The 22,697-nt window shown below is 40.8% G+C and carries 26 protein-coding genes and 1 riboswitch; of the genes, 24 read left to right on the top strand and 2 right to left on the bottom strand.

Translation table 11 applies throughout. From position 1 onward, the window contains the following. Positions 1-8 precede the first annotated feature (8 nt). From NSQ94_RS06935 to lysA, 14 genes are all read left to right on the top strand, one after another. Entirely contained in the window at positions 9-236 is a 228-nt protein-coding gene (locus NSQ94_RS06935) for a YqzK family protein (RefSeq protein WP_063388337.1), read from the top strand. Positions 237-242: 6 nt separating this feature from the next. Then, positions 243-1,136 carry a site-specific tyrosine recombinase XerD gene (xerD, locus tag NSQ94_RS06940; RefSeq protein WP_063388336.1) on the top strand — a complete coding sequence of 298 codons (894 nt, stop codon included), beginning with the start codon at positions 243-245 and terminating at the stop codon, positions 1,134-1,136. Positions 1,137-1,235: 99 nt separating this feature from the next. Further along, positions 1,236-2,426: a phosphopentomutase gene (gene deoB, locus NSQ94_RS06945; RefSeq protein ID WP_144598189.1), complete on the top strand. Its 1,191-nt coding sequence runs from the start codon at positions 1,236-1,238 to the stop codon at positions 2,424-2,426. A gap of 3 nt (positions 2,427-2,429) precedes the next feature. Beyond that, positions 2,430-3,248 carry a purine-nucleoside phosphorylase gene (locus NSQ94_RS06950; protein WP_094246165.1) on the top strand — a complete coding sequence of 273 codons (819 nt, stop codon included), beginning with the start codon at positions 2,430-2,432 and terminating at the stop codon, positions 3,246-3,248. A 15-nt stretch (positions 3,249-3,263) separates the two neighbouring features. After that, a complete protein-coding gene (locus NSQ94_RS06955) occupies positions 3,264-4,568 on the top strand; it encodes a pyrimidine-nucleoside phosphorylase (protein ID WP_339196766.1) in 1,305 nt (434 codons plus the stop codon). A 181-nt stretch (positions 4,569-4,749) separates the two neighbouring features. After that, complete coding sequence (locus NSQ94_RS06960) at positions 4,750-5,916, top strand: D-alanyl-D-alanine carboxypeptidase family protein (RefSeq protein ID WP_063388332.1); 1,167 nt, start codon at positions 4,750-4,752, stop codon at positions 5,914-5,916. 97 nt (positions 5,917-6,013) lie between these two features. Further along, positions 6,014-6,367: an anti-sigma F factor antagonist gene (spoIIAA, locus tag NSQ94_RS06965; RefSeq protein ID WP_063388331.1), complete on the top strand. Its 354-nt coding sequence runs from the start codon at positions 6,014-6,016 to the stop codon at positions 6,365-6,367. Further along, positions 6,364-6,804, top strand: coding sequence for an anti-sigma F factor (spoIIAB, locus tag NSQ94_RS06970; RefSeq protein WP_063388330.1), 441 nt, complete (start codon positions 6,364-6,366; stop codon positions 6,802-6,804). Before spoIIAA ends, spoIIAB begins: the two co-directional genes overlap by 4 nt. Before the next feature lie 12 nt (positions 6,805-6,816). Further along, the gene (sigF, locus tag NSQ94_RS06975; RefSeq protein WP_063388329.1) at positions 6,817-7,575 is read left to right on the top strand and encodes an RNA polymerase sporulation sigma factor SigF; all 759 of its coding nucleotides are present in this window, start codon (positions 6,817-6,819) and stop codon (positions 7,573-7,575) included. Between the two features lie 101 nt (positions 7,576-7,676). Continuing rightward, on the top strand, positions 7,677-8,294 hold the full coding sequence (locus NSQ94_RS06980; protein ID WP_063388643.1) for a stage V sporulation protein AA: 618 nt from the start codon (positions 7,677-7,679) through the stop codon (positions 8,292-8,294). Beyond that, positions 8,281-8,706, top strand: coding sequence for a stage V sporulation protein AB (locus NSQ94_RS06985; RefSeq protein ID WP_094246162.1), 426 nt, complete (start codon positions 8,281-8,283; stop codon positions 8,704-8,706). Before NSQ94_RS06980 ends, NSQ94_RS06985 begins: the two co-directional genes overlap by 14 nt. A 37-nt stretch (positions 8,707-8,743) precedes the next feature. Further along, positions 8,744-9,751 (top strand): stage V sporulation protein AD, encoded by a 1,008-nt coding sequence (gene spoVAD, locus NSQ94_RS06990; protein WP_063388662.1) that lies wholly within the window; start codon positions 8,744-8,746, stop codon positions 9,749-9,751. Between the two features lie 55 nt (positions 9,752-9,806). Then, the gene (locus tag NSQ94_RS06995) at positions 9,807-11,282 is read left to right on the top strand and encodes a spore germination protein (protein WP_066247706.1); all 1,476 of its coding nucleotides are present in this window, start codon (positions 9,807-9,809) and stop codon (positions 11,280-11,282) included. A gap of 74 nt (positions 11,283-11,356) precedes the next feature. Continuing rightward, complete coding sequence (gene lysA, locus NSQ94_RS07000) at positions 11,357-12,679, top strand: diaminopimelate decarboxylase (protein ID WP_066247674.1); 1,323 nt, start codon at positions 11,357-11,359, stop codon at positions 12,677-12,679. A 43-nt stretch (positions 12,680-12,722) separates the two neighbouring features. Here the strand turns inward: lysA and NSQ94_RS07005 are convergent, their stop codons facing one another. Then, a complete protein-coding gene (locus NSQ94_RS07005) occupies positions 12,723-13,589 on the bottom strand; it encodes a DUF1002 domain-containing protein (RefSeq protein ID WP_066247675.1) in 867 nt (288 codons plus the stop codon). A gap of 164 nt (positions 13,590-13,753) precedes the next feature. On the opposite strand from NSQ94_RS07005, the gene NSQ94_RS07010 reads away from it, so the two are divergent. From NSQ94_RS07010 to NSQ94_RS07035, 6 genes are all read left to right on the top strand, one after another. After that, the gene (locus NSQ94_RS07010; protein WP_063388640.1) at positions 13,754-14,191 is read left to right on the top strand and encodes a peptidylprolyl isomerase; all 438 of its coding nucleotides are present in this window, start codon (positions 13,754-13,756) and stop codon (positions 14,189-14,191) included. Positions 14,192-14,583: 392 nt separating this feature from the next. Next, a riboswitch (FMN riboswitch) is annotated at positions 14,584-14,735 on the top strand. A 152-nt stretch (positions 14,736-14,887) separates the two neighbouring features. Continuing rightward, entirely contained in the window at positions 14,888-16,003 is a 1,116-nt protein-coding gene (gene ribD, locus NSQ94_RS07015; RefSeq protein ID WP_066247677.1) for a bifunctional diaminohydroxyphosphoribosylaminopyrimidine deaminase/5-amino-6-(5-phosphoribosylamino)uracil reductase RibD, read from the top strand. Further along, positions 15,976-16,620, top strand: a complete 645-nt coding sequence (ribE, locus tag NSQ94_RS07020) for a riboflavin synthase (protein ID WP_063388638.1) — start codon at positions 15,976-15,978, stop codon at positions 16,618-16,620. Before ribD ends, ribE (NSQ94_RS07020) begins: the two co-directional genes overlap by 28 nt. A 13-nt stretch (positions 16,621-16,633) precedes the next feature. Then, positions 16,634-17,827: a bifunctional 3,4-dihydroxy-2-butanone-4-phosphate synthase/GTP cyclohydrolase II gene (locus NSQ94_RS07025; protein WP_063388637.1), complete on the top strand. Its 1,194-nt coding sequence runs from the start codon at positions 16,634-16,636 to the stop codon at positions 17,825-17,827. Positions 17,828-17,848: 21 nt separating this feature from the next. After that, positions 17,849-18,319: a 6,7-dimethyl-8-ribityllumazine synthase gene (gene ribE, locus NSQ94_RS07030; protein ID WP_063388660.1), complete on the top strand. Its 471-nt coding sequence runs from the start codon at positions 17,849-17,851 to the stop codon at positions 18,317-18,319. 127 nt (positions 18,320-18,446) lie between these two features. Beyond that, positions 18,447-18,815, top strand: coding sequence for a GNAT family N-acetyltransferase (locus tag NSQ94_RS07035; RefSeq protein WP_063388636.1), 369 nt, complete (start codon positions 18,447-18,449; stop codon positions 18,813-18,815). Here NSQ94_RS07035 and NSQ94_RS07040 read toward each other — a convergent pair whose 3' ends face one another. Beyond that, positions 18,816-19,340: a DUF309 domain-containing protein gene (locus NSQ94_RS07040; protein ID WP_311066290.1), complete on the bottom strand. Its 525-nt coding sequence runs from the start codon at positions 19,338-19,340 to the stop codon at positions 18,816-18,818. 184 nt (positions 19,341-19,524) lie between these two features. Here NSQ94_RS07040 and NSQ94_RS07045 point away from each other — a divergent pair, with 184 nt between their 5' ends. The 4 genes from NSQ94_RS07045 (at position 19,525) to NSQ94_RS07060 (ending at position 22,696) form a co-directional block, all read left to right on the top strand. Then, the gene (locus tag NSQ94_RS07045; RefSeq protein ID WP_063388634.1) at positions 19,525-20,289 is read left to right on the top strand and encodes a segregation/condensation protein A; all 765 of its coding nucleotides are present in this window, start codon (positions 19,525-19,527) and stop codon (positions 20,287-20,289) included. Next, positions 20,270-20,854, top strand: coding sequence for an SMC-Scp complex subunit ScpB (gene scpB / locus NSQ94_RS07050; RefSeq protein ID WP_339230439.1), 585 nt, complete (start codon positions 20,270-20,272; stop codon positions 20,852-20,854). Before NSQ94_RS07045 ends, scpB begins: the two co-directional genes overlap by 20 nt. 124 nt (positions 20,855-20,978) lie before the next feature. Beyond that, positions 20,979-22,109: a D-alanyl-D-alanine carboxypeptidase family protein gene (locus tag NSQ94_RS07055; RefSeq protein ID WP_066247679.1), complete on the top strand. Its 1,131-nt coding sequence runs from the start codon at positions 20,979-20,981 to the stop codon at positions 22,107-22,109. Next, the gene (locus NSQ94_RS07060; RefSeq protein WP_063388631.1) at positions 22,106-22,696 is read left to right on the top strand and encodes a nucleoside recognition domain-containing protein; all 591 of its coding nucleotides are present in this window, start codon (positions 22,106-22,108) and stop codon (positions 22,694-22,696) included. The genes NSQ94_RS07055 and NSQ94_RS07060 overlap by 4 nt, the downstream gene beginning before the upstream one ends. Position 22,697 lies beyond the last annotated feature (1 nt).

Raw genomic sequence — 22,697 nt, forward strand, 5'->3', positions numbered from 1 at the left:
GGACGAACATGGAAAAATGGACGAAAACCGTAAAGAATATGCTTAAAATTTTTATCTTGTTTACAGGATTTACGATTTTGTTCTACTATGCTATTATATGGGTTAACTTGGAATATCAAGATTACCATCGCTATGACGAGCCTGAAGGATCTGCCGTAAAGGTGACAAGCGTTGTGGAAGAACAGAACGATAATTGGCTGAATCGCTTAATATTCTTTTATTTAAACGGGGAGTAGAGAAGATTGAACGATCATATCCAAGATTTTATTCATTATTTGACCGTTGAGAGAGGACTTGCGAACAATACGATCGTTTCATATGAGCGAGACTTGAAATCGTACAAGCAATTTTTGAACGAAAAACTGAATATTCAAGAAGTGCAAAATATTCAACGCTATCATATTTTGCAATATTTGCATTTTTTGAAAGATCAAGGGAAATCCAGCAAGACAATCGCCCGGCATATCGCCTCAATCCGCGCTTTCCATCAATTTTTGTTAAGGGAAAAAGCTGCGGATGAAGACCCGTCCGTCCATATTGAAACACCGCAGATTGAACGGAAGCTTCCGAAAGTGCTGTCTCTTGAGGAAGTGGAGCGGCTTCTTGAAACGCCTGAGCTGACCTCACCGATTGGATATAGAGATAAAGCAATGCTTGAACTTTTATATGCGACAGGTATTCGGGTGAGTGAAATGGTTCATTTGAATCTTTCAGACGTCCATTTGATCATGGGATTTATCCGATGCTACGGTAAAGGGAAAAAAGAACGGCTCGTTCCGATTGGAGAAAAAGCAACAAAAGCGCTGGAGGAATATTTGGAAAAGGGCCGGCCAAAGCTTGTAAGACAGAAGCATAAAACGGATGCCTTATTTTTAAACCATCATGGAAAAAGAATTTCCCGCCAAGGATTTTGGAAAAATTTAAAATCGATTGCGGTTAAAGCAGGAATACAAAAAGAATTGACTCCTCATACATTGCGACATTCCTTTGCCACCCATCTGCTTGAAAACGGCGCTGATCTAAGAGCGGTGCAAGAAATGCTAGGTCATGCTGATATTTCAACCACGCAAATTTATACTCATGTGACAAAAACACGTTTAAAAGATGTATATAAAATGTACCACCCCCGTGCTTAATGCCATCGTCATGCTAAAAATCAAGTTGCTCGTCTGTTTCGGCAAGCATTAGGAAAAAATATAATCATCACCGCTTTCAAATGGCAGGAGGAATTTAACATGCAGCATACATATAAACGCGTCTTTTTAATTGTAATGGATTCAGTTGGAATCGGCGAAGCACCGGATGCAGAGCTTTATAACGACAAAGGTGCTGACACGCTTGGCCATATCGCTGAACATCTCGGCGGTTTGCATTTGCCGAATTTAGCGAAGCTCGGATTGGGGAATATACGTGAAATAAAAGGTGTTCCAAAGACAGACAAGCCGCTCGCCTTCTATACAAAAATGAAAGAAGCTTCAGCAGGAAAAGATACGATGACTGGTCATTGGGAGCTGATGGGGTTAAAAATCGATTCTCCTTTTCAAGTATTTCCAGACGGCTTCCCAGAAGAACTGATAGAGGAGCTTGAAAAAAGAACCGGGCGAAAAGTGCTTGGCAATAAGCCGGCAAGCGGTACGGCAATTATAGAAGAGCTTGGAAAAGAACATATGAAAACAGGAGCCATCATTGTCTATACGTCGGCAGACTCTGTTTTACAGATTGCTGCACATGAAAAAGTCATTCCTCTGAACGAATTATATCAAATTTGTCAAATTGCCCGCGAACTGACTTTGGATGAAAAGTACATGGTTGGGCGCGTTATAGCTCGTCCGTTTGTCGGGGAGCCGGGGAATTTTGAACGGACTGCCAACCGGCATGACTATGCTTTAAAGCCTTTCGGCCGAACAGTTATGAACGAGTTGAAGGACGGAGGATTTGATGTAATTGCCCTTGGGAAAATTTCCGATATTTATGACGGCGAAGGCATTACAGATGCAATCCGGACAAAGTCGAATATGGATGGAATGGACAAATTGATCCAAACATTCGACCGGGATTTTACAGGTCTTTCCTTTTTGAACCTTGTCGATTTTGATGCAAAATTCGGCCATAGAAGAGATCCTGAAGGGTATGGACAAGCGCTTGAGGAATTCGATGCTCGTCTTCCTGAAGTGTTCGAAAAAATGAAGGAAGAAGACCTGCTCATCATCACAGCAGACCATGGAAACGACCCTCTTCACCACGGTACGGATCATACTAGAGAATATGTTCCGCTGTTAGTTTATAATTCAACCTATACAAAAGGAAAAGAACTGCCAATCAGAGAAACATTTGCAGATGTAGGAGCAACCATTGCAGAAAATTTCGGCGTGCAAATGCCAAATTACGGAACAAGCTTTTTAACAGAATTGAAGCAGGGGGATTGATCAATGTCAATTGTGGAAGAAGTTGAAAAGGCCTCTCAATTTTTAAAAGATAAATGCAAACAAACTCCAGAGATCGGTCTCGTTCTAGGATCAGGTTTAGGAGTTCTCGCTGAAGAAGTGGAGGATGCTGTAACCATTCCATACAGCGACATTCCTTATTTTCCGGTTTCCACTGTTGAAGGGCATAAAGGCCAATTCGTAATTGGGGAGCTAAATGGAAAAACAGTAGCGATCATGCAAGGCAGATTCCATTTTTACGAAGGGTATAGTGTAAAGCAAGTGACATTTCCTGTGCGAGTCATGAAGGCGCTGGGTATTCATTCCTTAATTGTGACAAATGCAGCCGGAGGGATCAATCAGTCATATCAGCCAGGTGATTTAATGCTGATTACCGATCATATTAACAACATGGGACAAAACCCTTTAATTGGCGAACATAGCCCTGAGCTTGGCGACCGTTTTCCCGATATGTCGGAAGCGTACGATAGCAGACTAATCCAGCTGGCAAAAGAAGCAGCGAAAGAGCTTGGCATCGAAATAAAAGAGGGGGTTTATGTTGCCAATACTGGACCGTCCTATGAAACGCCGGCTGAAATACGGATGTTAAGAGCGATCGGGGGAGACGCAGTTGGCATGTCAACAGTTCCAGAAGTAATTGTGGCGAATCAAGTCAAAATGAAAGTGCTTGGCATTTCATGTATTACGAACATGGCGGCTGGTATTTTAAAACAGCCTTTGACGCATGAAGAAGTCATGAAAACGGCGGAAATGGTTCGGGCTGATTTTATAGCGCTAGTAAAATCCATCGTAGCCAAAATGTAGAAAAAGGTGATTTGCATGCGAATGGTCGATTTAATAGAGAAGAAGCGGGATGGGAAAGCGCTCACAAAAAAAGAAATCCGTTATATCATTGAAGGATATACGGCCGGGGAGATTCCGGACTATCAAATGAGCGCTTTCGCCATGGCCGTTTTTTTTAGAGGGATGACGGAAGAGGAAATGGCGGAGCTCACAATGGCGATGGTTGATTCTGGAGAAAAGATCGATCTTAGTGAAATTAAAGGAATAAAAGTGGATAAGCATTCGACCGGAGGAGTTGGCGATAAAACTACGTTGGTGCTTGCGCCGCTTGTGGCTTCAGCTGGTGTTCCTGTTGCCAAGATGAGCGGAAGAGGTCTTGGCCATACCGGCGGAACGATTGATAAACTAGAATCGATCCCGGGGTTTCATGTTGAAATAGACAATCGACAGTTTGTCCGTTTAGTCAATCAAAATAAAATTGCAGTCGTTGGACAAACGGGGAATTTAACTCCCGCTGATAAAAAACTGTACGCATTAAGAGATGTGACAGCGACGGTTAACAGTATTCCTCTTATTGCCAGCTCCATCATGAGCAAAAAAATCGCTGCCGGAGCGGATGCCATTGTTTTAGATGTTAAAACCGGATCGGGCGCTTTTATGAAAAATATAGAAGAATCAAAAAAACTGGCAAAAGCGATGGTGAAAATAGGGGAAAACGTCGGCAAAAAAACGATTGCCGTGATCTCCGATATGAGTCAGCCGTTAGGGTTTGCCATCGGAAACGCTCTTGAAGTCCAAGAAGCGATTGATACATTAAAAGGTGAAGGTCCTGAAGATTTAACTGAACTATGTTTAACGCTTGGCAGCTATATGGTGTATATGGCGGAAAAAGCAGACAGTTTAGAAAAAGCGCGTAAACTGCTCGAGCAATCCATTGCTTCCGGAAAAGCTTTAGAGACTTTTAAAACATTTGTCTCTGCCCAAGGGGGAGATGCCTCAATTGTGGACGATCCATCAAAATTGCCGCATTCTTCGTATACATTCGAATTAAAGGCGAAAGAAGAAGGCTATGTAAACGAAATTGCAGCTGATGCAGTCGGGACTGCCGCCATGTGGCTTGGTGCCGGAAGAGCGACGAAAGATGCTGCAATTGATTTGGCAGTCGGCCTCATCCTCCATAAAAAAATAGGCGATTACGTAAAAAAGGGAGAAACATTCGTTACAATTTACAGCAATCAACAAGATATTGAAAAGGTGAAACAAACTTTATACTACAGCATTAAAATTTCGAAAAACAAAACAAAAAAGCCTGTCCTTATTTATGAAACAATAACAAATTAGGAAAGAAAAAAAGAATCGGGTAATCCCGATTCTTTTTTTGTATAACTTTTTAATAATTGGAAAAAATGGGTTTTATACAGATAATTTTACCAGTAAAAATTCATTCTCATTTCATTTTTAGAGTCTTTTACATTTCATTAGATTAGATTGCAGTTACATATGAGGAATGGAGGATGTGGAGATGAAACAATTACTACTGTCTGTCATGGCAACATTTGTTCTTTTTTTTGGGGTTTCAACGGCTGCGTGGGCAGAAGAAAAAAATGTCAAACTAGTAGATGGAGTGAAATCGGCTATATTAATTGAGCGGGATACAGGTCAAGTACTATATGAAGAAAATTCAGATACACCGCTGCCGCCCGCCAGTATGACGAAAATCATGACGCTTCTTCTTATTATGGAAGCTCTTGATAAAGGAAAGATTCAAATGGATGAAAAAGTAAGAGCGAGCGAATATGCAGCATCCATGGGGGGATCGCAAATCTTTTTGGAGCCTGGGGAAGAAATGACAGTGGAAGATTTATTAAAAGGAATTGCGATTGCTTCCGGCAATGATGCGTCTGTCGCGATGGCGGAGAGAATTGCAGGATCAGAAGAACAGTTTGTATCCATGATGAATCAAAAAGCGAAAGAGCTCGGACTGAAAAATACGCATTTTAAAAATTCGACCGGATTACCTGCAAAAGGACATTATTCGTCGGCAAAGGACATGGCGGTTATTGCCAAAGAGCTATTAAAATATGAAGAAATTACGAAATTTACGGGAACATATGAGGATTATTTACGAGAAGGAACAGACAAAAAATTTTGGTTGGTCAATACAAATCGGCTTGTGAAATTTTACGACGGAGTTGACGGTGTAAAAACAGGTTATACAAACGAAGCGAAATACTGTTTAACGGCAACAGCCAAAAAAGGGAATATGCGGGTTATTGCTGTTGTATTTGGAGCTAAAACGCCAAAAGATCGAAATGCTCAAATCACGAAGCTGTTAGACTATGCCTTTTCCCAGTATGAAACCCATCCTCTGTTTAAACGAAACGAAGTGGTGACAAAAGCAAAACTGAGCAAAGGAAGCGATAAAGATGTACAGCTGATTACTTCGGAGCCTGTTTCCATTATAACCAAAAAGGGCGAAAGCATTGATGATATTAAACAAGAAATTATGTTTAAAAACCACCTGGTAGCGCCAGTGAAAAAAGGAGATGAGCTTGGAACCCTCGTGCTGAAAAAGAATGGAAAGGTTTTTGCTGAAAGCAAGCTTGTGGCTAAACAAGATGTTCGCGTTGCGAGCTGGTGGAAGCTGTTCAAAAGGGTTCTAGGCGAATGGACGAAGGCCGAAAAATGATATTTTTGGCGAAATTCCACTAGTTTTGTCTTCAGGCAGGAAATATGAAAGGTCAACTCGAAAGATTCAATATCATAGTTGAAGGAGGAATATGATCTTGAGTCTAGCGGTTGACCTTGAAGTAAAAGAAAACGTGTTATTGATACGTCTGTCAGGGGAGCTCGACCACCATACAGCAGAGGAACTTCGGCAAAAAGTCAATGATGCCATCGAAAATAACTCTATTCAACATATTTTATTAAATTTAGAACAATTAACTTTTATGGATAGCTCTGGACTTGGAGTGATTCTCGGGCGTTATAAGCAAATAAAACATCTCGGCGGTGAAATGATTGTTTGCGCCATCTCCCCGAGTGTAAAGCGTCTTTTTGACATGTCAGGTTTATTTAAAATTATTCATCTGGCCGAGACAGAGAAAGCGGCTTTGCAAACGTTGGGGGTGGCGTCATGAAAAACGAAATGAAGCTTCAATTTTCCGCTGTAAGTCAAAATGAATCATTTGCAAGAGTAGCTGTAGCTTCCTTTATCGCACAGCTGGATCCGACGATCGATGAACTAACCGAAATCAAAACAGTAGTTTCCGAAGCTGTGACAAATGCGATCATTCACGGTTATGAAAATAATCCTGACGGTATTGTGTATATTTCCTGCACGCTAGAGGACCATATCGTTCATTTGACGATTCGAGATGAAGGGGTAGGAATTGACAACATTGAAGAAGCTAGACAGCCGCTTTTTACAACAAAGCCTGAGCTGGAGCGTTCAGGAATGGGATTTACCATCATGGAAAATTTTATGGATGAAGTGAAAATAGAATCGGAAAAAAATAAAGGCACAATCATTCGATTAACAAAACATCTTACAAAAAGCAAAGCTTTATGTAATTAAGGAGATTAGCTTATGGATGTGGAGGTCAAGAACGAACATTCGAATGGACAATTGAAGGATCAGGAAGTCAGGGATTTGATTAAAAGAAGCCAGCAAGGCGATCAGGCAGCCCGCGATTTGCTTATCCAAAAAAACATGCGGCTCGTTTGGTCAGTTGTGCAGCGATTTTTAAACCGAGGCTATGAGGCGGATGATCTATTTCAAATCGGCTGCATTGGCTTAGTGAAATCGGTCGATAAGTTTGATTTGTCGTATGATGTTAAATTTTCCACTTATGCTGTTCCGATGATTATAGGAGAAATTCAACGATTCATCCGGGATGACGGAACAGTAAAAGTGAGCCGTTCATTAAAAGAGCTCGGAAATAAAATTAGACGGGCTAGAGAGGAACTGTCCAAAACACTTGGCAAGGTGCCAACAGTAGGGGAGATCGCTGACTACTTAGATATTTCACCTGAAGATATCGTTCTTGCACAAGAAGCTGTACGTGCACCTTCCTCCATCCATGAAACGGTTTATGAAAATGATGGCGATCCGATTACATTGCTGGATCAAATTGCAGATCAAAATGAGCAAAAATGGTTTGACCAAATAGCATTAAAAGATGCTATGAACGATTTAGGCGAGCGGGAGCGGCTGATCGTTTATTTGCGGTATTATAAAGATCAAACACAGTCGGAAGTCGCAAAACGGTTAGGAATCTCACAAGTTCAGGTGTCCAGACTGGAAAAGAAAATATTAAAGCAAATGAAAGACCGAATGAGCGGATAGCTCTTTGGTCTTTTTTTGTGGAAATAAATGGTCTTGGTCATTTTGCATGAGGGAGTGGCGAACGTTTCATACTATTAGAAAAAAGTAGGATGTGACAGGGCGTGAATAAAACGGTTTATGTGCGTCTAAAGCATCGTATTCAGGCAAAACCGAACGAAAGGATCACGCTTAACAAAATCGCGAAAATAATTGCAGACGAAGCGTTAATCAGCAAAATGGGGGATCAAATCATTCATCAAATTCAATCAAAAGATAAAACATATGTTGTCATTGATGTCATCAACGTCATAGAAAAAATCCAATCCATTGATCCTTCCCTTGATGTCCAACCTGTTGGGCCGACGCAAACAATTGTTGAAATTCAAAATCATCGAAAAAAATTTGCTCCCGTCCTTTTTTTTCTTGTATGGCTGTTATTATTTGTCGGATCGGCTTTAACGATTATGAACTTTCATGAAGATGTCAGCATGCAGCGAATGCATCGCAATTTGTATCAGTTTTTCACTGGCAATAAGATCGATAAGCCGTTAATTTTGCAAATCCCCTACTCCATCGGTTTGGGGCTGGGAATGGTTCTGTTTTTTAATCACGTTTTTAAAAAGAAATTTAATGAAGAGCCGAGTCCGTTGGAAGTCGAGATTTTTAATTATCAAATGGATCTCGACCAATACATCGCCATAAACGAAAACAAAGAAAGCGTGAAAAATGATGATGATTAAATGGTTCATGCTTTTGTTTACGGGGTTTGCAGGGGGCTTGGCTGTCGGGTGTGGATTTGTTGCGTTTTTATCTGTTCTCGGAATCATTCCAAGACTCATGCAGCTGACGAAGACAATAAAATGGATTCGTTTGTATGAATGGGCTGTTATTCTTGGCGCCGTGTCCGGCGGTTGGTTCAGTCTCTCTCCCGTCTATTTGCATGCTTCGCATTATTGGTTTATCCCGATCGGTCTCCTTTACGGAATATTTGTCGGAATGCTTGCAGCAGCATTAACAGAAGTGCTGAATGTATTTCCGATATTAGCGAAAAGGATCGGCATTGATGACAAAATCGTTATGTTGATGATGGCGATCGTTTTAGGAAAAATTTGCGGCTCTTTGTTTCATTGGCTTTATTTTGCTGGTCTGTAAAGGCAATTTGTCATATGATCGGAGGAAACATAGCATGATGCGGTTAACGGGAAAGCAAACATGGGTGTTTCAACATAAATTGTTTGTCAATAAAACGGCAACTGTCGTTGGGCCGAAGGAAGCGAAAGGACCGCTTAAGGAAACATTTGATGCTCATTTTGATGATATGTACTGCGGTGCGCCGTCTTGGGAATTGGCCGAGCGGAATTTAATGGAGCAGGCGATCAGCCGCTGTTTAAAAAAAGCTGAATTAAAGGAAGAGGATATTGATTTGTTTTTGGCGGGGGATTTATTGAACCAAAATGCTACATCGAACTATACAGCTAGAATGCTCAATATTCCGCTGTTATGTATGTACGGGGCCTGTTCGACTTCAATGGAAACAGTCGCTGCGGCATGCGCGCTGATCGATGGGGGGTTCGCGAACAAAATTATCGCTGCCACAAGCAGCCATTATGGCGCAGCTGAAAAGCAGTTTCGGCATCCAACGAATTTCGGCGGACAAAAACCAGAAACAGCGACGACAACCGTAACAGGGGCAGGTGCTGTATTAATCAGCAAAGACGAAAGTGAGATTGCCATAACGGCTGCAACGATCGGCAAGGTGATCGATGTTGGCAGGAAAAACCCTTATGATATGGGGTCCGCAATGGCGCCGGCAGCTGCAGATACAATTAAGCAGCACTTTCGTGATTTAAATCGGACTCCTTCTGACTACGATTTAATTCTTACCGGCGATCTTTCGGGAGTCGGCAGTCCGAAGCTGAAGGAATTATTGCTTGAGGATGGGTACGACATCCGAGGCAACCATTCAGATTGCGGGCTGTTAATTTTTCATCCAGCACAAAGAGCATTTGCCGGCGGGAGCGGATGTGCTTGTTCAGCAGTTGTAACTTACGGCCACATATTCCAAGAAATGAAAAAAGGAAATTTAAAACGAGTATTGATGGTGGCAACCGGGGCTCTGTTAAGTAAAACGATGATCAAGCTGAACGAATCGATCCCGGCCATAGCTCACGGAGTAGTTTTTGAAAGACAGAGATAGAAAGGCGGGAAAAGGTGAGCTGAACATGAATGATGAAGAGAAAGGATTCGATAGCATGACGAAATTAACCGATCAAGAAAAAAGTCAAATCTCTCCCAAGCTGCAAGATACCGAAAAATTTTTTCGAGATCATATTGGCTTAGGAACAAGCTTTGATTTAGGCGTGCGCAAATTTACGCTTCTCGGAAAACAAGTGCATTTATATTATGTGACAGGACTTTGCGATTCACTTTATGTCATCGAACTGATCAAGGAGCTTTTGAAAATCAATGATCATGAAACGGAAGCCAATCGTTTAAAGGAAATTGTCAAAAACCGTCTCGTTCATCAGCAAGTAACATTGGTTCAAACGCTTGATGAAGCAGTCGATCAAGTGTTGTCAGGCTTAGTCGTTTTTTTTGTCGAAGACAGCGATTTTGCTTTTGTTGTCGATGTCCGCAACTATCCTGGAAGACAGCCGGAAGAGCCGGATACGGAAAAAGTGATCCGCGGCGCACGTGACGGTTTTGTGGAAAATATCGTTGTCAACACGGGACTGATTCGGAGAAGAATAAGGGACGAACGTCTGAGATATGAAATCATGAAAATCGGCGAGCGATCAAAAACCGACATTGCGATCGCGTATTTGGAAGATGTGGCGGATCCAGGATTAATTGAAGTGATCAAAAAGGAGTTAAAAACGATAAAGATTGACGGGCTTCCAATGGCAGATAAAACAATTGAAGAATTTTTAGTAAAGCAAGGCTTTAATCCGTTTCCGCTTGTCCGCTATACGGAAAGAGCGGATGTCGCTGCAGTTCATTTGCTGGAAGGACATGTCATTATTCTTGTTGACACGTCCCCGAGTGTCATTATTACGCCAACTACTTTTTTTCACCATGTTCAGCACGCCGAAGAATACCGTCAGGCGCCAGCGGCCGGAACGTTTGTCAGATGGGTGCGCTTTTTTGGCATGCTAGCTTCTATTTATTTGCTTCCTCTTTGGATGCTGTATGTAGTGCAGCCGTCTTTACTGCCGGAGGCTATATCTTACATCGGACCAAACAAAGAAAAAAATATTCCGATTGTTGTTCAAATTTTTCTTGCTGACATAGGGATTGAGCTTTTAAGAATGGCAGCCATTCATACACCGACAGCTCTTTCAGTGGCGATGGGTTTAATTGCAGCAGTTCTCATAGGACAAATTGCCATCGATGTCGGTTTGTTTTCGCCGGAAGTTATTTTGTACGTTTCCATTGCGGCGGTCGGTACTTTTGCAACCCCGAGCTATGAATTGAGCGTAGCCAATAAAATCGTTCGTTTTGTATTGCTGCTATTAGTAGTGATCTTTAAAGTGCCCGGATTAGTGATCGGCTGCACACTGTTCATCCTTTTCCTTGCCAGCATTCGATCGTTAAATACGCCTTATTTATGGCCGTTTATCCCTTTTAATCCTCAAGCCTTTTGGCAGATCATCGTCAGGTCGTCGGTGCCTCATATAAAAGTAAGGCCAAGCATTGTTCATCCGCAGAACGTAAAAAAGCAGCCTTAAAAAAATTTGAAAGAGAAAATGTTTTATGGTAATGTATTTTTAACTTTTACGTTCACGAAAGCGGGGGCTAGTCTTTGTATTTACAGGGAACAAGTAAAATCAACCAGTTAGGGCATTTAGAAATCGGCGGTGTCGATACAGTTGAACTTGCCAAACAGTATGGGACACCGTTATATGTATACGATGTCGCACTCATTCGCGAACGAGCCCGTTCTTTTAAAAATACATTTGAATCATTAGGAGTTCCATATCAAGTTGCTTATGCAAGCAAAGCCTTTTCTTCCATTGCAATGGTGCAGCTTGCAAATGAGGAAGGGCTTTCTCTTGATGTCGTTTCAGGCGGTGAACTGTATACGGCATTAAAAGCAGGATTTCCTCCGGAAAAAATTCATTTTCATGGAAACAATAAAAGCATCGACGAGCTTGCAATGGCTCTGGAGGCAAATATCGGTTGCATTGTGATTGATAATTTTTATGAAATTGATGTTTTATCTTCTCTTTGCCAGCAAATGAATAAAAAAGTTGCGGTGTTGCTTCGCGTTACACCAGGCGTCGAGGCACATACACATGATTACATTACAACCGGGCAGGAAGATTCGAAATTTGGATTCGACCTTCATAATGGTCAAATCGAAAAAGCGATTGAGCTTGTAAAAAATCAATCGCATTTACAGCTATTAGGAATCCATTGCCATATCGGTTCGCAAATTTTTGGCACTGAAGGATTTGTTTTAGCAGCAGGAAAGATTTTTGGGAAAATTTCTATTTGGAAAGAGAAGTTTCAGTTTGTTCCGAAAGTTGTAAACTTAGGGGGAGGATTCGGAATTCGATATACGAAAGAGGATGATCCTCTGCCAATGAATGTATATGTTGAAAAAATGGTGGAAGTTGTGAAAGGACACTCTGAGAAGCTTCAAATTCCTCTCCCTGAAATATGGATTGAGCCAGGACGCTCTCTCGTCGGGGATGCAGGAACAACCTTGTACTCGATAGGATCTCAAAAGGTCGTCCCTAACATACGCAAATATGTTGCGGTGGACGGAGGCATGAGCGACAACATCCGGCCTGCTTTGTACCAGGCAAAATACGAGGGGGCTCTTGCCAACCGGATGAATGACGAATGTTCTGAGACTGTATCGATTGCAGGAAAATGCTGCGAAAGCGGGGACATGCTCATTTGGGATTTATCCCTTCCTACCGTAAAAGCAGGCGATATATTAGCTGTTTTTTGCACGGGAGCTTACGGATATTCTATGGCAAATAATTATAACCGGATCGCTCGGCCTGCTGTTGTATTTGTTGAAAACGGCGAAGCGAGACTTGTCGTCAAAAGGGAAACATACGAGGATTTAGTCAGTCTCGATTTGCCTTTAAAAGCGGAAGTCGGTCAACCGTAAACGAAAAACGGCGTCTCAACATTAGTTGAAGACGCCTTTTTCATTATTGGAAAAACGATGCGATGGCATCAATGATCGAAGAAAAGAATTCTTTCAATTTTTGCAAAAAGCTTTGTCCTTCTTCGGATTCGAGAAATTTAGAAATTTTGTCTTTTGCTTTGTCAAGCTGGTTTCCGACTTCATCCCAATTGATATTGACGTTAATCATATTGTTAAATAAGAGGATTAAATTGTTTATATCATCTTCGGAAAGATTTATTTGCAAATCTTTTGCTGCTTGTTCAATCATTTCTCTTAGCTCTTGGTCATTTTTCGGAACGCCGTTTTCGGACATCTGTTCTTTTACTTTTGCAATTAATGCCGAAGCATTTTCGTCACCAATCTTATCTCCAAGCTTTGCTGTTTCCACCAGCTCTTGGTTGGCGACCTGTTTCACGTCTTCAGGGATCGCTTTATCAGTCGAAACTTCATAAGCTTTTATCAACCCTGTTAAAGCGGCTGTTCCGGAAACTTCAAAAGGCGCGGTGACATAAACATTTGCATCTTTGACACCAGCTGTCATGAGCGCATTTAAGTACATTTCATCCGTGACCCAGTTTATGTTGTTTGTTTGGACTTCTAAACCAGATCCCTTTTTCTCAATTTGTATTTTGGAAGAAGAAATCGCTTTTGAACCGATTTGCGCTTTCGGGATATAATCCCCCAAATATTTGTGCTCCTCTTCGTTTGTCACGGTGACCGTTTGCACGTTATCTGGTACGCCCATTTCCTTTAAGAGATCCTGCTTTTGCTGCTCCGTTAAATCGCTGCCTAACGTGACAATAACATCTCCAACAACAGAATCAGCAAAACTAGTAGTTGGTGTTGCCAACCCAATAGCAAGTAATATGGATAAAACGATTTTTTTCATCACTTAACCTCCTAAGCGAACATGACTTCGAATATATGATTATAGAGTGCAAAAACTTTCAACCATTTAAGACGTATATATATACTAAAACGTTTCATCTGTATTTTATGTTTTACTCTATGATAAAATAAAGAGAAAATTTTTTCATGAAAGGGAGCTGTTTTATGAGCAAAAAAGGCTACATTTTAATGGAAAACGGAGAAAAAATTGAATTTGAGCTTTTTCCGAATGAAGCTCCAAATACAGTGAAGAACTTTGAAAAACTTGCGAATTCAGGCTTTTATGACGGTTTGACTTTTCATCGTGTTATTCCAGGGTTTGTAAGCCAAGGCGGATGTCCGAATGGCAACGGCACTGGTAATGCAGGATATACGATCAAATGCGAAACAGATGGCAATCCACATAAACATGTAACCGGCGCCATTTCTATGGCTCACGCAGGCAGGGATACAGGCTCTTGTCAATTTTTTATCGTTCATGAACCTCAGCCTCACTTGGATGGAGTTCATACTGTTTTTGGCCAAGTAACTTCAGGCATGGAAACTGTGTTGAGCATGAAAAACGGAGATGTAATGAAAAAAGTAGAAGTGTATGAAAATTAAATTCCTCTTTCAAATAGAAAGGGATGTACAAAATGAGAATGAAAAACTGGATATTATTTATTGTTCTTGTTGTATTGAGCATTATTTGGGGACTCGTCTATTGGATGTTCATTGCTGACTAGCTGAATACCGCTCAGCTTTAGTTGATAATATAATTTTTGTAGATGCGGTCAAGTGTAGGAGAGAAATAATCGATAAAAAGGCACTTTTTCATATTGTTCAAAGATTGCTTTCTTGACAGAAGACCGTTTGAAGGGAGATAATAGTAAAATAATTGGCTGTTTTCTTCAGCTTTGTTTCTTTTTCAAAAACTCGTGAATGCTTCAAAATGGAAGGTGGGAAGCAAGAGGAAGCAGCCGTTTTTCCCATTGAAAATAACATAAAATGAATGATGCATCCTTCGGGGCAGGGTGAAATTCCCGACCGGCGGTGATAAAAGCTTTTAAGCTTTTTTAGCCCGTGACCCGCATTGGCGGAACGCCTTTGCGGTGGATCTGGTGAAAATCCAGAGCCGACAGTATAGTCTGGATGGGAGAAGGATCACTTTTGAAGGTGAGGAGTATAAACTGTTCAAAAAGAACAGATTTTATACTCTTATTTGAGTATACCTTCTTTTCGTTAAAGTGATCATCAAGCCCTGGGGGAACAAACCCGGGGCTTTTGTTTTGAAATCAACAAAAGGGAGGTGTGTCCTTCATGAATGACGAAAAATGGATGGAATTTGCCTTTCAGCTAGCGAAACAAGCAATCGGCCAAACGAGCCCTAACCCGTTGGTGGGAGCGGTCGTTGTGAAGGATGGGGAACTGATCGGGTTTGGAGCGCATTTAAAGGCTGGGGAACCCCATGCGGAAGTTCATGCTTTAAATATGGCTGGGGAAAAGGCAAAAGGTGCAACGCTGTACGTCACGCTTGAACCTTGCAGCCATTTTGGCAAAACTCCTCCCTGCTCTGAGCTTATTATCAAAAGAGGGATTAAACGGGTCGTTGTAGCTGCTTTGGATCCGAATCCTCTCGTAAGTGGACGCGGTGTGAAAGCTTTGCAAGATGCTGGAATCGATGTGGAAGCCGGGATATTGCAAAAAAATGGACATGAACTTAACAAAGTTTTCTTTCATTACATTCAAACAAACACTCCGTTTGTCACATTAAAATATGCCGCAACATTCGATGGGAAAATTGCTACAAAAATAGGTGACAGCAAGTGGATTACCGGAGAGGAAGCAAGACAGGATGTGCACCGTTACAGAGAAATACACGACGGCATTTTAGTGGGTGTTAATACAATTATAAAAGACAATCCAAGTCTGACTTGTCGGCTGCCGGATCGCAAACGAACACCGATACGGATTATTTTAGATACCCATCTGCGAATTCCGATGGATGCCAATGTGATAACTGACAAGGAAGCAGAAACTTGGGTCATTTGCCAAGATGGGGATCTCAATAAAAAAGCGGAACTGAAAAAATTAGGAATAGAAGTGTTGACTTTACATGACCAATGGAATATCCCAAATATTTTAAAAATATTAGGCGAGCGAGGCATCACCTCCCTGTTCGTTGAAGGAGGAGCAAGAGTCCATGCTTCATTTTTAAAAGCGGAAGCAGTGAATGAATTAATCGTGTATTTTGCACCCAAAATATTGGGAGACCCTGAAGGAATATCAGCCGTCATGGGCGATGAAGCATTAAAGATGAGGATGGCACATTCATTTGAAATTCAGTCCGTTACGAAAATAGGAGAAGATGTGAAAATTGTCTCCGTTCCGAAAAGAGGTGGACAAGATTGTTTACTGGAATCATTGAAGAAATAGGGGAAATCAAATCAGTAAAAGGAACGAATCAAGCAGTAATTTTAGAAATTTATGCAAAAAACATTTTGCAAGATGTAAAAATAGGCGACAGCATTGCCGTCAACGGAGTCTGTTTAACGGTCACCGACTTTGAATCGAATTATTTTTCTGTGGATGTCATGCCTGAGACGATGGCGGCAACGACATTAGGTACATTAAAAACCGGATCAAAGGTGAATTTGGAAAGGGCAATGGCTGTTGGCGACCGATTTGGCGGCCACATCGTTTCAGGACATGTTGATGGCGTTGGCACGATCGTCAAAAAAGAAAGAAAGGAAAATGCTGTTTATTATCAAATTAAAGCTCCTAAAGATTTGCTTTATTACATGATATTAAAAGGTTCAGTTGCAGTTGACGGAACGAGTTTAACCATTTTTGGCTTAACAGAACAAACCTTTACGATTTCGATTATTCCTCACACATATTCAGAAACAATTATTGGGGAAAAGGAGATAGGCGATAAGGTCAATATTGAATGTGATTTGATCGGGAAATATTTAGAAAAGTTTGTCCGCAAAGAGGCGCCAACCGGAATTACCGTTGATTTTTTGCAAAAGCACGGTTTTTACAGTGAATAGAGGTGATAGAATAATGTTTCATTCCATTGAGGATGCCATCGCAGATTTAAAACAGGGGAAAGTGATCATTGTCGTGGATGATGAGAATCGGGAAAACGAAGGAGATTTTGTCGGTCTAGCTGAGTTTTCCACCCCTGAAATGATCAATTTTATGATTTCGAAAGGAAAAGGTCTCGTCTGTGTGCCGATCACGGAATCGTTAGCGCACCGTTTGCAGCTTCACCCTATGGTAGCGGAAAATACAGATTTGCACCAAACCGCGTTTACTGTCAGCATCGATCATCAAACAACAACGACGGGAATCAGCGCATATGAGCGAGCTAAAACGATTCAGTCGCTCATTCAGCCGGATGCAAGGGCGGAGGATTTTAAAAGACCCGGACATGTTTTCCCGTTGATTGCAAAGAACGAAGGAGTATTAAAAAGAGCCGGCCACACGGAAGCAGCCGTTGATTTGGCAAAGCTGGCAGGATGCTTTCCAGCTGGCGTCATTTGCGAAATTATTAATGAAGACGGAACAATGGCTCGGGTTCCTCAATTAAAAGAAATAGCGGAACAATACAATTTAAAAATGATCACGATTCAAGATTTAATTCAATACCGCAGAAAACGGGAGGAATTAATCAAAAAAGAAGTGGAAATCGAGCTTCCGACAGGTTTTGGCCGTTTTAAAGCCATCGGTTATACCAGCTTGTATGATGGAAAAGAGCATATTGCGCTGGTGAAGGGTGAAATTAAGCCGGAGCATCCTGTTTTAGTTAGAATCCATTCAGAATGCCTGACAGGAGACGTCTTTCATTCTCACAGATGCGACTGCGGCCCGCAGCTTCATTCTGCATTGAGTGAAATTGAAAAAGAAGGAAGCGGAATTTTGCTCTATTTGCGCCAAGAAGGCAGGGGGATCGGGCTAATAAATAAATTGAAAGCATATAAGCTTCAAGAAAAAGGTTATGATACGGTCGAAGCAAATGAGGAGCTCGGCTTTCAGCCGGATCAAAGAGAATATGCTGTTGCAGCACAGATGCTGAAGGATATTGGAGCCAAGTCTATTCGTTTAATGACAAACAATCCGAGAAAAATGAAAGAAATGCAAGAATACGGACTTGAAATATTGGAGCGGGTTCCAATTGAAATACCGGCAAACAAGGATAATGAAAAATATTTGAAAACAAAAAAATCGAAACTAGGACATCTACTTCATATTTAGCGGGAGGTTATACTAATGAGCATAAACAAAATTGAAGGACATTTAGTCGGAAAAGATTTGAAAATCGGAATTGTCGTATCAAGATTTAATGAATTTATTACAAGCAAGCTGTTAAGCGGAGCAATCGATGCTCTCATCCGCCACGGCGTTTCGGAAAGCGACATTGATGTTGCATGGGTTCCGGGGGCTTTTGAAATCCCGCTTGTATCCAAAAAACTGGCTGAGTCCAAAAAATACGATGCGGTCATTGCCTTAGGAACAGTTATCCGTGGATCCACTACGCATTACGATTACGTATGCAATGAAGCGGCAAAAGGGATTGCGAACGCTTCTCTGCAAACAGGAGTGCCGGTAATATTTGGCGTCGTCACGACGGAAAATATCGAGCAAGCGATTGAACGAGCAGGAACGAAAGCGGGCAATAAAGGCTGGGACGCAGCACTATCGGCAATTGAAATGGCAAATTTAATCAAATCCCTCGCCCAACTTTAAAGAAAACAGTTTAAAATTCGTAAGAAAATGTATATAATGTTAAGAGCAATATGATAAATGGGATTCAACACCAGTTGCCCATAAAATCTTTCTTGAAAGAATGTTATATATTAACGAGGGATCCAGCATGTTAGTTCGATATAAGAAAGCTTTTGAAAAAATTGCGATGGGGCTTCTTTCCTTTATGCCGAGTGAAAAGGATTTAAAGCAGCTCCAGCAAACGATGAAAACGTATGAAAATGACGAAAATTGGCAGCTTTTCTTATGGAAGGAAGAAGATGTTATCGGAGTGATCGGCGTTGAGTTGAAAGATAAAGGAATAGTGGAAATTCAGCATATTTGCGTAAACCCGTCCCATCGTCATGAAGGAATCGGCAAAAAAATGATCAATGCCGTAAAAGAGCTATATAAAGATAAACATGTTATTCCTAGCGAACAAATTCAATCCTTTTTTGAAAAATGCGACCATGAGCAATTGGAAAAAGAAGAGAGCTGATCACTCTCTTCTTTTTCTTTTTTTATGCCAATTTTTCAATCTCTCCTCAATGATGTCCGTTCGATCCCTTGTTTTATGTTTATGTATTAAAAAAACGTTTGAAATATCGCTAGGCTCACCGAACGTTTTTCCTCGTTCCTTTGCTGTTGTTAAGCAAATTTCGTAAAGGTTTTGATCAAAAATCGGCAGCTGAATGCTTTTATATGGTTCTCTTTTTTGAATTCGACCAAAAGTGTCTTGTAAAATATGTAAGAGCTGTTCATCATCCAAACCGAGTTTGTTAAGAGACGCCGTTTCATTTTTTAAAATGCGAATAGCATTTTTCATCATCCGCTCAGCACCATTGAAATTTTTTCTCCTGTAATGATAAAAGCTAACGGCAATTTGTATGAGCCCGACCCAGATTTGTTTTCTCTCTTCTTTAGGATCTTTTTTCCACAATTCTTCTAAAATTTCATGACATTCAAAATAATCCCGGTCACAATGAAAATGATATAAAAACTCAATATATTCAGGTGGGTACATATTGAGAAAACTCCTTTTTTCTACTATATATGTTATAGTTTATGAAAATGGCTGCAAAAAAGAAAGTATTCATGCCTGATTTAAAAATAAACAAAAATGAGCTTTGTTGAAAAAGAGTATTGGATGTATTTTTCTATTGGTCTATACTAAAAATTAGCCATTTATCGAGGGTGATGATCAGATAATGTATCTAGTAAAGTTAGAAGCTTTTGAAGGTCCGTTAGATTTGCTTTTGCATTTAATTCATCGTTTAGAAATTGATATATATGATATCCCTGTCAGCGAAATAACAGAACAGTATATGGAATATATTCACACGATGCAGGAGCTTGAGCTGGATGTTGCCAGTGAATATTTAGTGATGGCAGCCACATTATTGTCGATTAAAAGCAAAATGCTCCTTCCAAGACAGGAGGAAGAGTGGTCAGACGAGGAAATCATCGAAGAAGAGCAGTCCGATCCGAGAGATGAGCTTGTTACCCGTTTAATTGAATACAAGAAATATAAAGAAGCGGCAGTAAAGCTGAAAGAACTGGAAAGTGAACGGGCGCTTGTCTATACGAAGCCTCCAAGCGACTTGAGCGAATATTTGGAGGAAAAAGAGCCGATTTTGCAAAAAGGAAACGTAACGGTTTATGATATGATCGCTGCCTTTCAAAAAATGCTAAAACGAAAAAAAATTGAAAAGCCAATCGAACGAACCGTAGCAAAAGAAGAAATCCCGATCGAAAAACGAATGAAGGAAATGATCATGGAGTTGAAGGCATCGAAAAAGAAAAAGGAGTTTCACGATTTCTTTCCAGCTGACAGGAAGGATTATATGGTCGTGACTTTTTTAGCTTTGCTTCAGCTGATGAAAAATGAATACGTTCATGTAGAGCAAGAACATAATTTTTCAGAAATTTATATTTACGGGAGTGAAAAGCTGCATGAGTTTAGGGATTATTGAATGGAAATCCATTTTGGAAGGGCTCTTATTTGCGGCTGGGGACGAAGGCCTTTCCATCAAGCAATTAACTTCCGTTCTTGAAATTGACGAAGCAACGGTTTTAAGCATTATTGAAGATTTAAAAGAGGAATACCAAAAAAAAGAACGGGGGATCGACCTTGTAGAAGTAGCAGGGGTTTACCAGCTCACAACCAAAAAGGAGCATGCACCATACTTAAAGCGGCTGATGGAAACTCCTATGAACCAATCACTCTCTCAGGCTGCGCTTGAAACATTGGCCATTATCGCTTATAAACAGCCGATTACCCGGATTGAAATAGAAGAAATTAGAGGGGTAAAGTCAGAAAGGCCGATCCGGACCCTTTCAGCGAAAGGGCTTATTCAAGAAGTCGGCAGAGAAGAGGGAGTGGGAAGAGCTATTTTATACGGAACGACAAAAGAGTTTCTTGAATATTTCGGATTAAAAACGATCGAAGAATTGCCTTCATTGACAGAGATCGAGAATGAAGAGCATTTTATTCAAGAAGAGGCAGATTTATTCTTTGAAAAATTAAATAACTTGTAAGTCGTCTCAGGCGGCAGTCTGAGACTTATTTTTATTTCACATTCTTTCAAATTCCGTTCATACGGTTGTCTTCTTTGCATAAACTTGTACAAAACGAATCGAATAAAGGGACGTGAAAGCATTAATGAACAAATGGACATCACGTATTAATGTATTCATTCTTTTTATATTGATAGGCCATTTTTTTATCCCGACAGCTCATGCAACTCATACGATTGAAGTTAGTGCAGAAAGCGCCATATTAATGGATCAGGAGAGCGGCCGGATCCTTTTTGAAAAAAACCCACATAAAAAAATGCGCATTGCAAGCATTACGAAAATCATGACGGCGATTTTAGCAATTGAATCAGGAAAAATGGATCAAAATGTGACTGTCAGTGACCGCGCTGTCCGAACTGAAGGGTCTTCCATATATCTTAAGCAAAAGCAAAAGGTGAAGCTGGAAGATTTGGTTTATGGTCTTATGCTAAGGTCCGGAAATGACGCTGCGGTGGCGATTGCTGAATTTGTCGGAGGCAGTTTAGATGGTTTCGTATTTATGATGAACGAAAAGGCGAAGGAAATCGGCATGACAAATACTGAATTTGCCAACCCGCACGGTTTGGATGATCACGAAAACCACTATTCTACCGCATATGATATGGCTCTTTTAACGAAATACGCCATGGAGAATGAAACGTTCCGCAAAATATTTGGAACAAAAGTTTATAAAAAAGACGGATTTCAGTGGAAAAATAAAAACAAACTTTTAAATTTATATGAATATTGTACAGGCGGTAAAACCGGGTACACAAAGAGGGCAAATAGAACATTAGTCTCCACTGCGGAAAAAGATGATTTACATTTAATTGCTGTTACGCTAAATGCTCCCGATGATTGGAACGACCATATGTCCATGTTTAACAGCGCGTTCAGCGAATATGATCAAGTGACGATCAAAAAAGAAGGATACCTTGCCATTGACAACAAGTTTTACAAAGACCGCATCTTCATTAATCGCGACATTGTTTATCCGCTGATGGAGGAAGAAAAAAACAAAATAAACATCCGTTTATTCCTAGCAAAACCGAAGGCTTCGTGGAAGAACCATCCTGAAAAGGTTCCAGAAAAAGTAGGAACATTGAGAGTGTTGCTCGATGGCGAAACGATTGAAGAAGTGCCGATCTATTTTGAAAACGGTGATGTAGAGCCTCCGCATGGCTGGTTTGGAAAGATGATCGATCTATTTTTTGATATGCTGGGTGTTTCCGCATGATTCATATTATTTGGGTTGCCTTAACTTTGATCGGCGTCGTATTTGCAATGTTCAACGGAACAATGGAGGAAGTGAATAAAGCCGTCTTTTCAGGTGCAAAAGAGGGTGTCACCATTGCCTTTGGCTTCATCAGCGTGCTTGTATTTTGGTTAGGCTTAATGAATATTGCTGAGAAAAGCGGTCTGTTAGAAAAGCTAGGGAATCTGTTCAAACCGCTGATGAGGAGAATTTTTCCTGATGTTCCCCCTGAGCATCCTGCGATGGGCTACATGCTGTCAAACTTGCTCGCCAATATGTTTGGGCTAGGAAACGCAGCTACACCGTTGGGAATTAAGGCGATGGAGCAGTTGAAAAAATTGAACAAAAATAAAGACCAGGCGTCCAGAAGCATGATCACCTTTCTAGCATTAAATACAACTGGATTGACTCTTGTTCCAACAACTGTAATTTCTATACGAATGACATACGGTTCGCATAATCCGACTGATATTGTCGTGCCAACGCTTCTGTCGACTTTCTTTGCTACCATAGCCGCTATTATGATTGACCGCTATTTTTACTATTTACGAAAAAGAAAAGGAGAATAAC

The sequence above is a fragment of the Aeribacillus sp. FSL K6-2833 genome (assembly GCF_037965815.1).
GTDB classification, from domain to species: domain Bacteria; phylum Bacillota; class Bacilli; order Bacillales; family Aeribacillaceae; genus Aeribacillus; species Aeribacillus composti.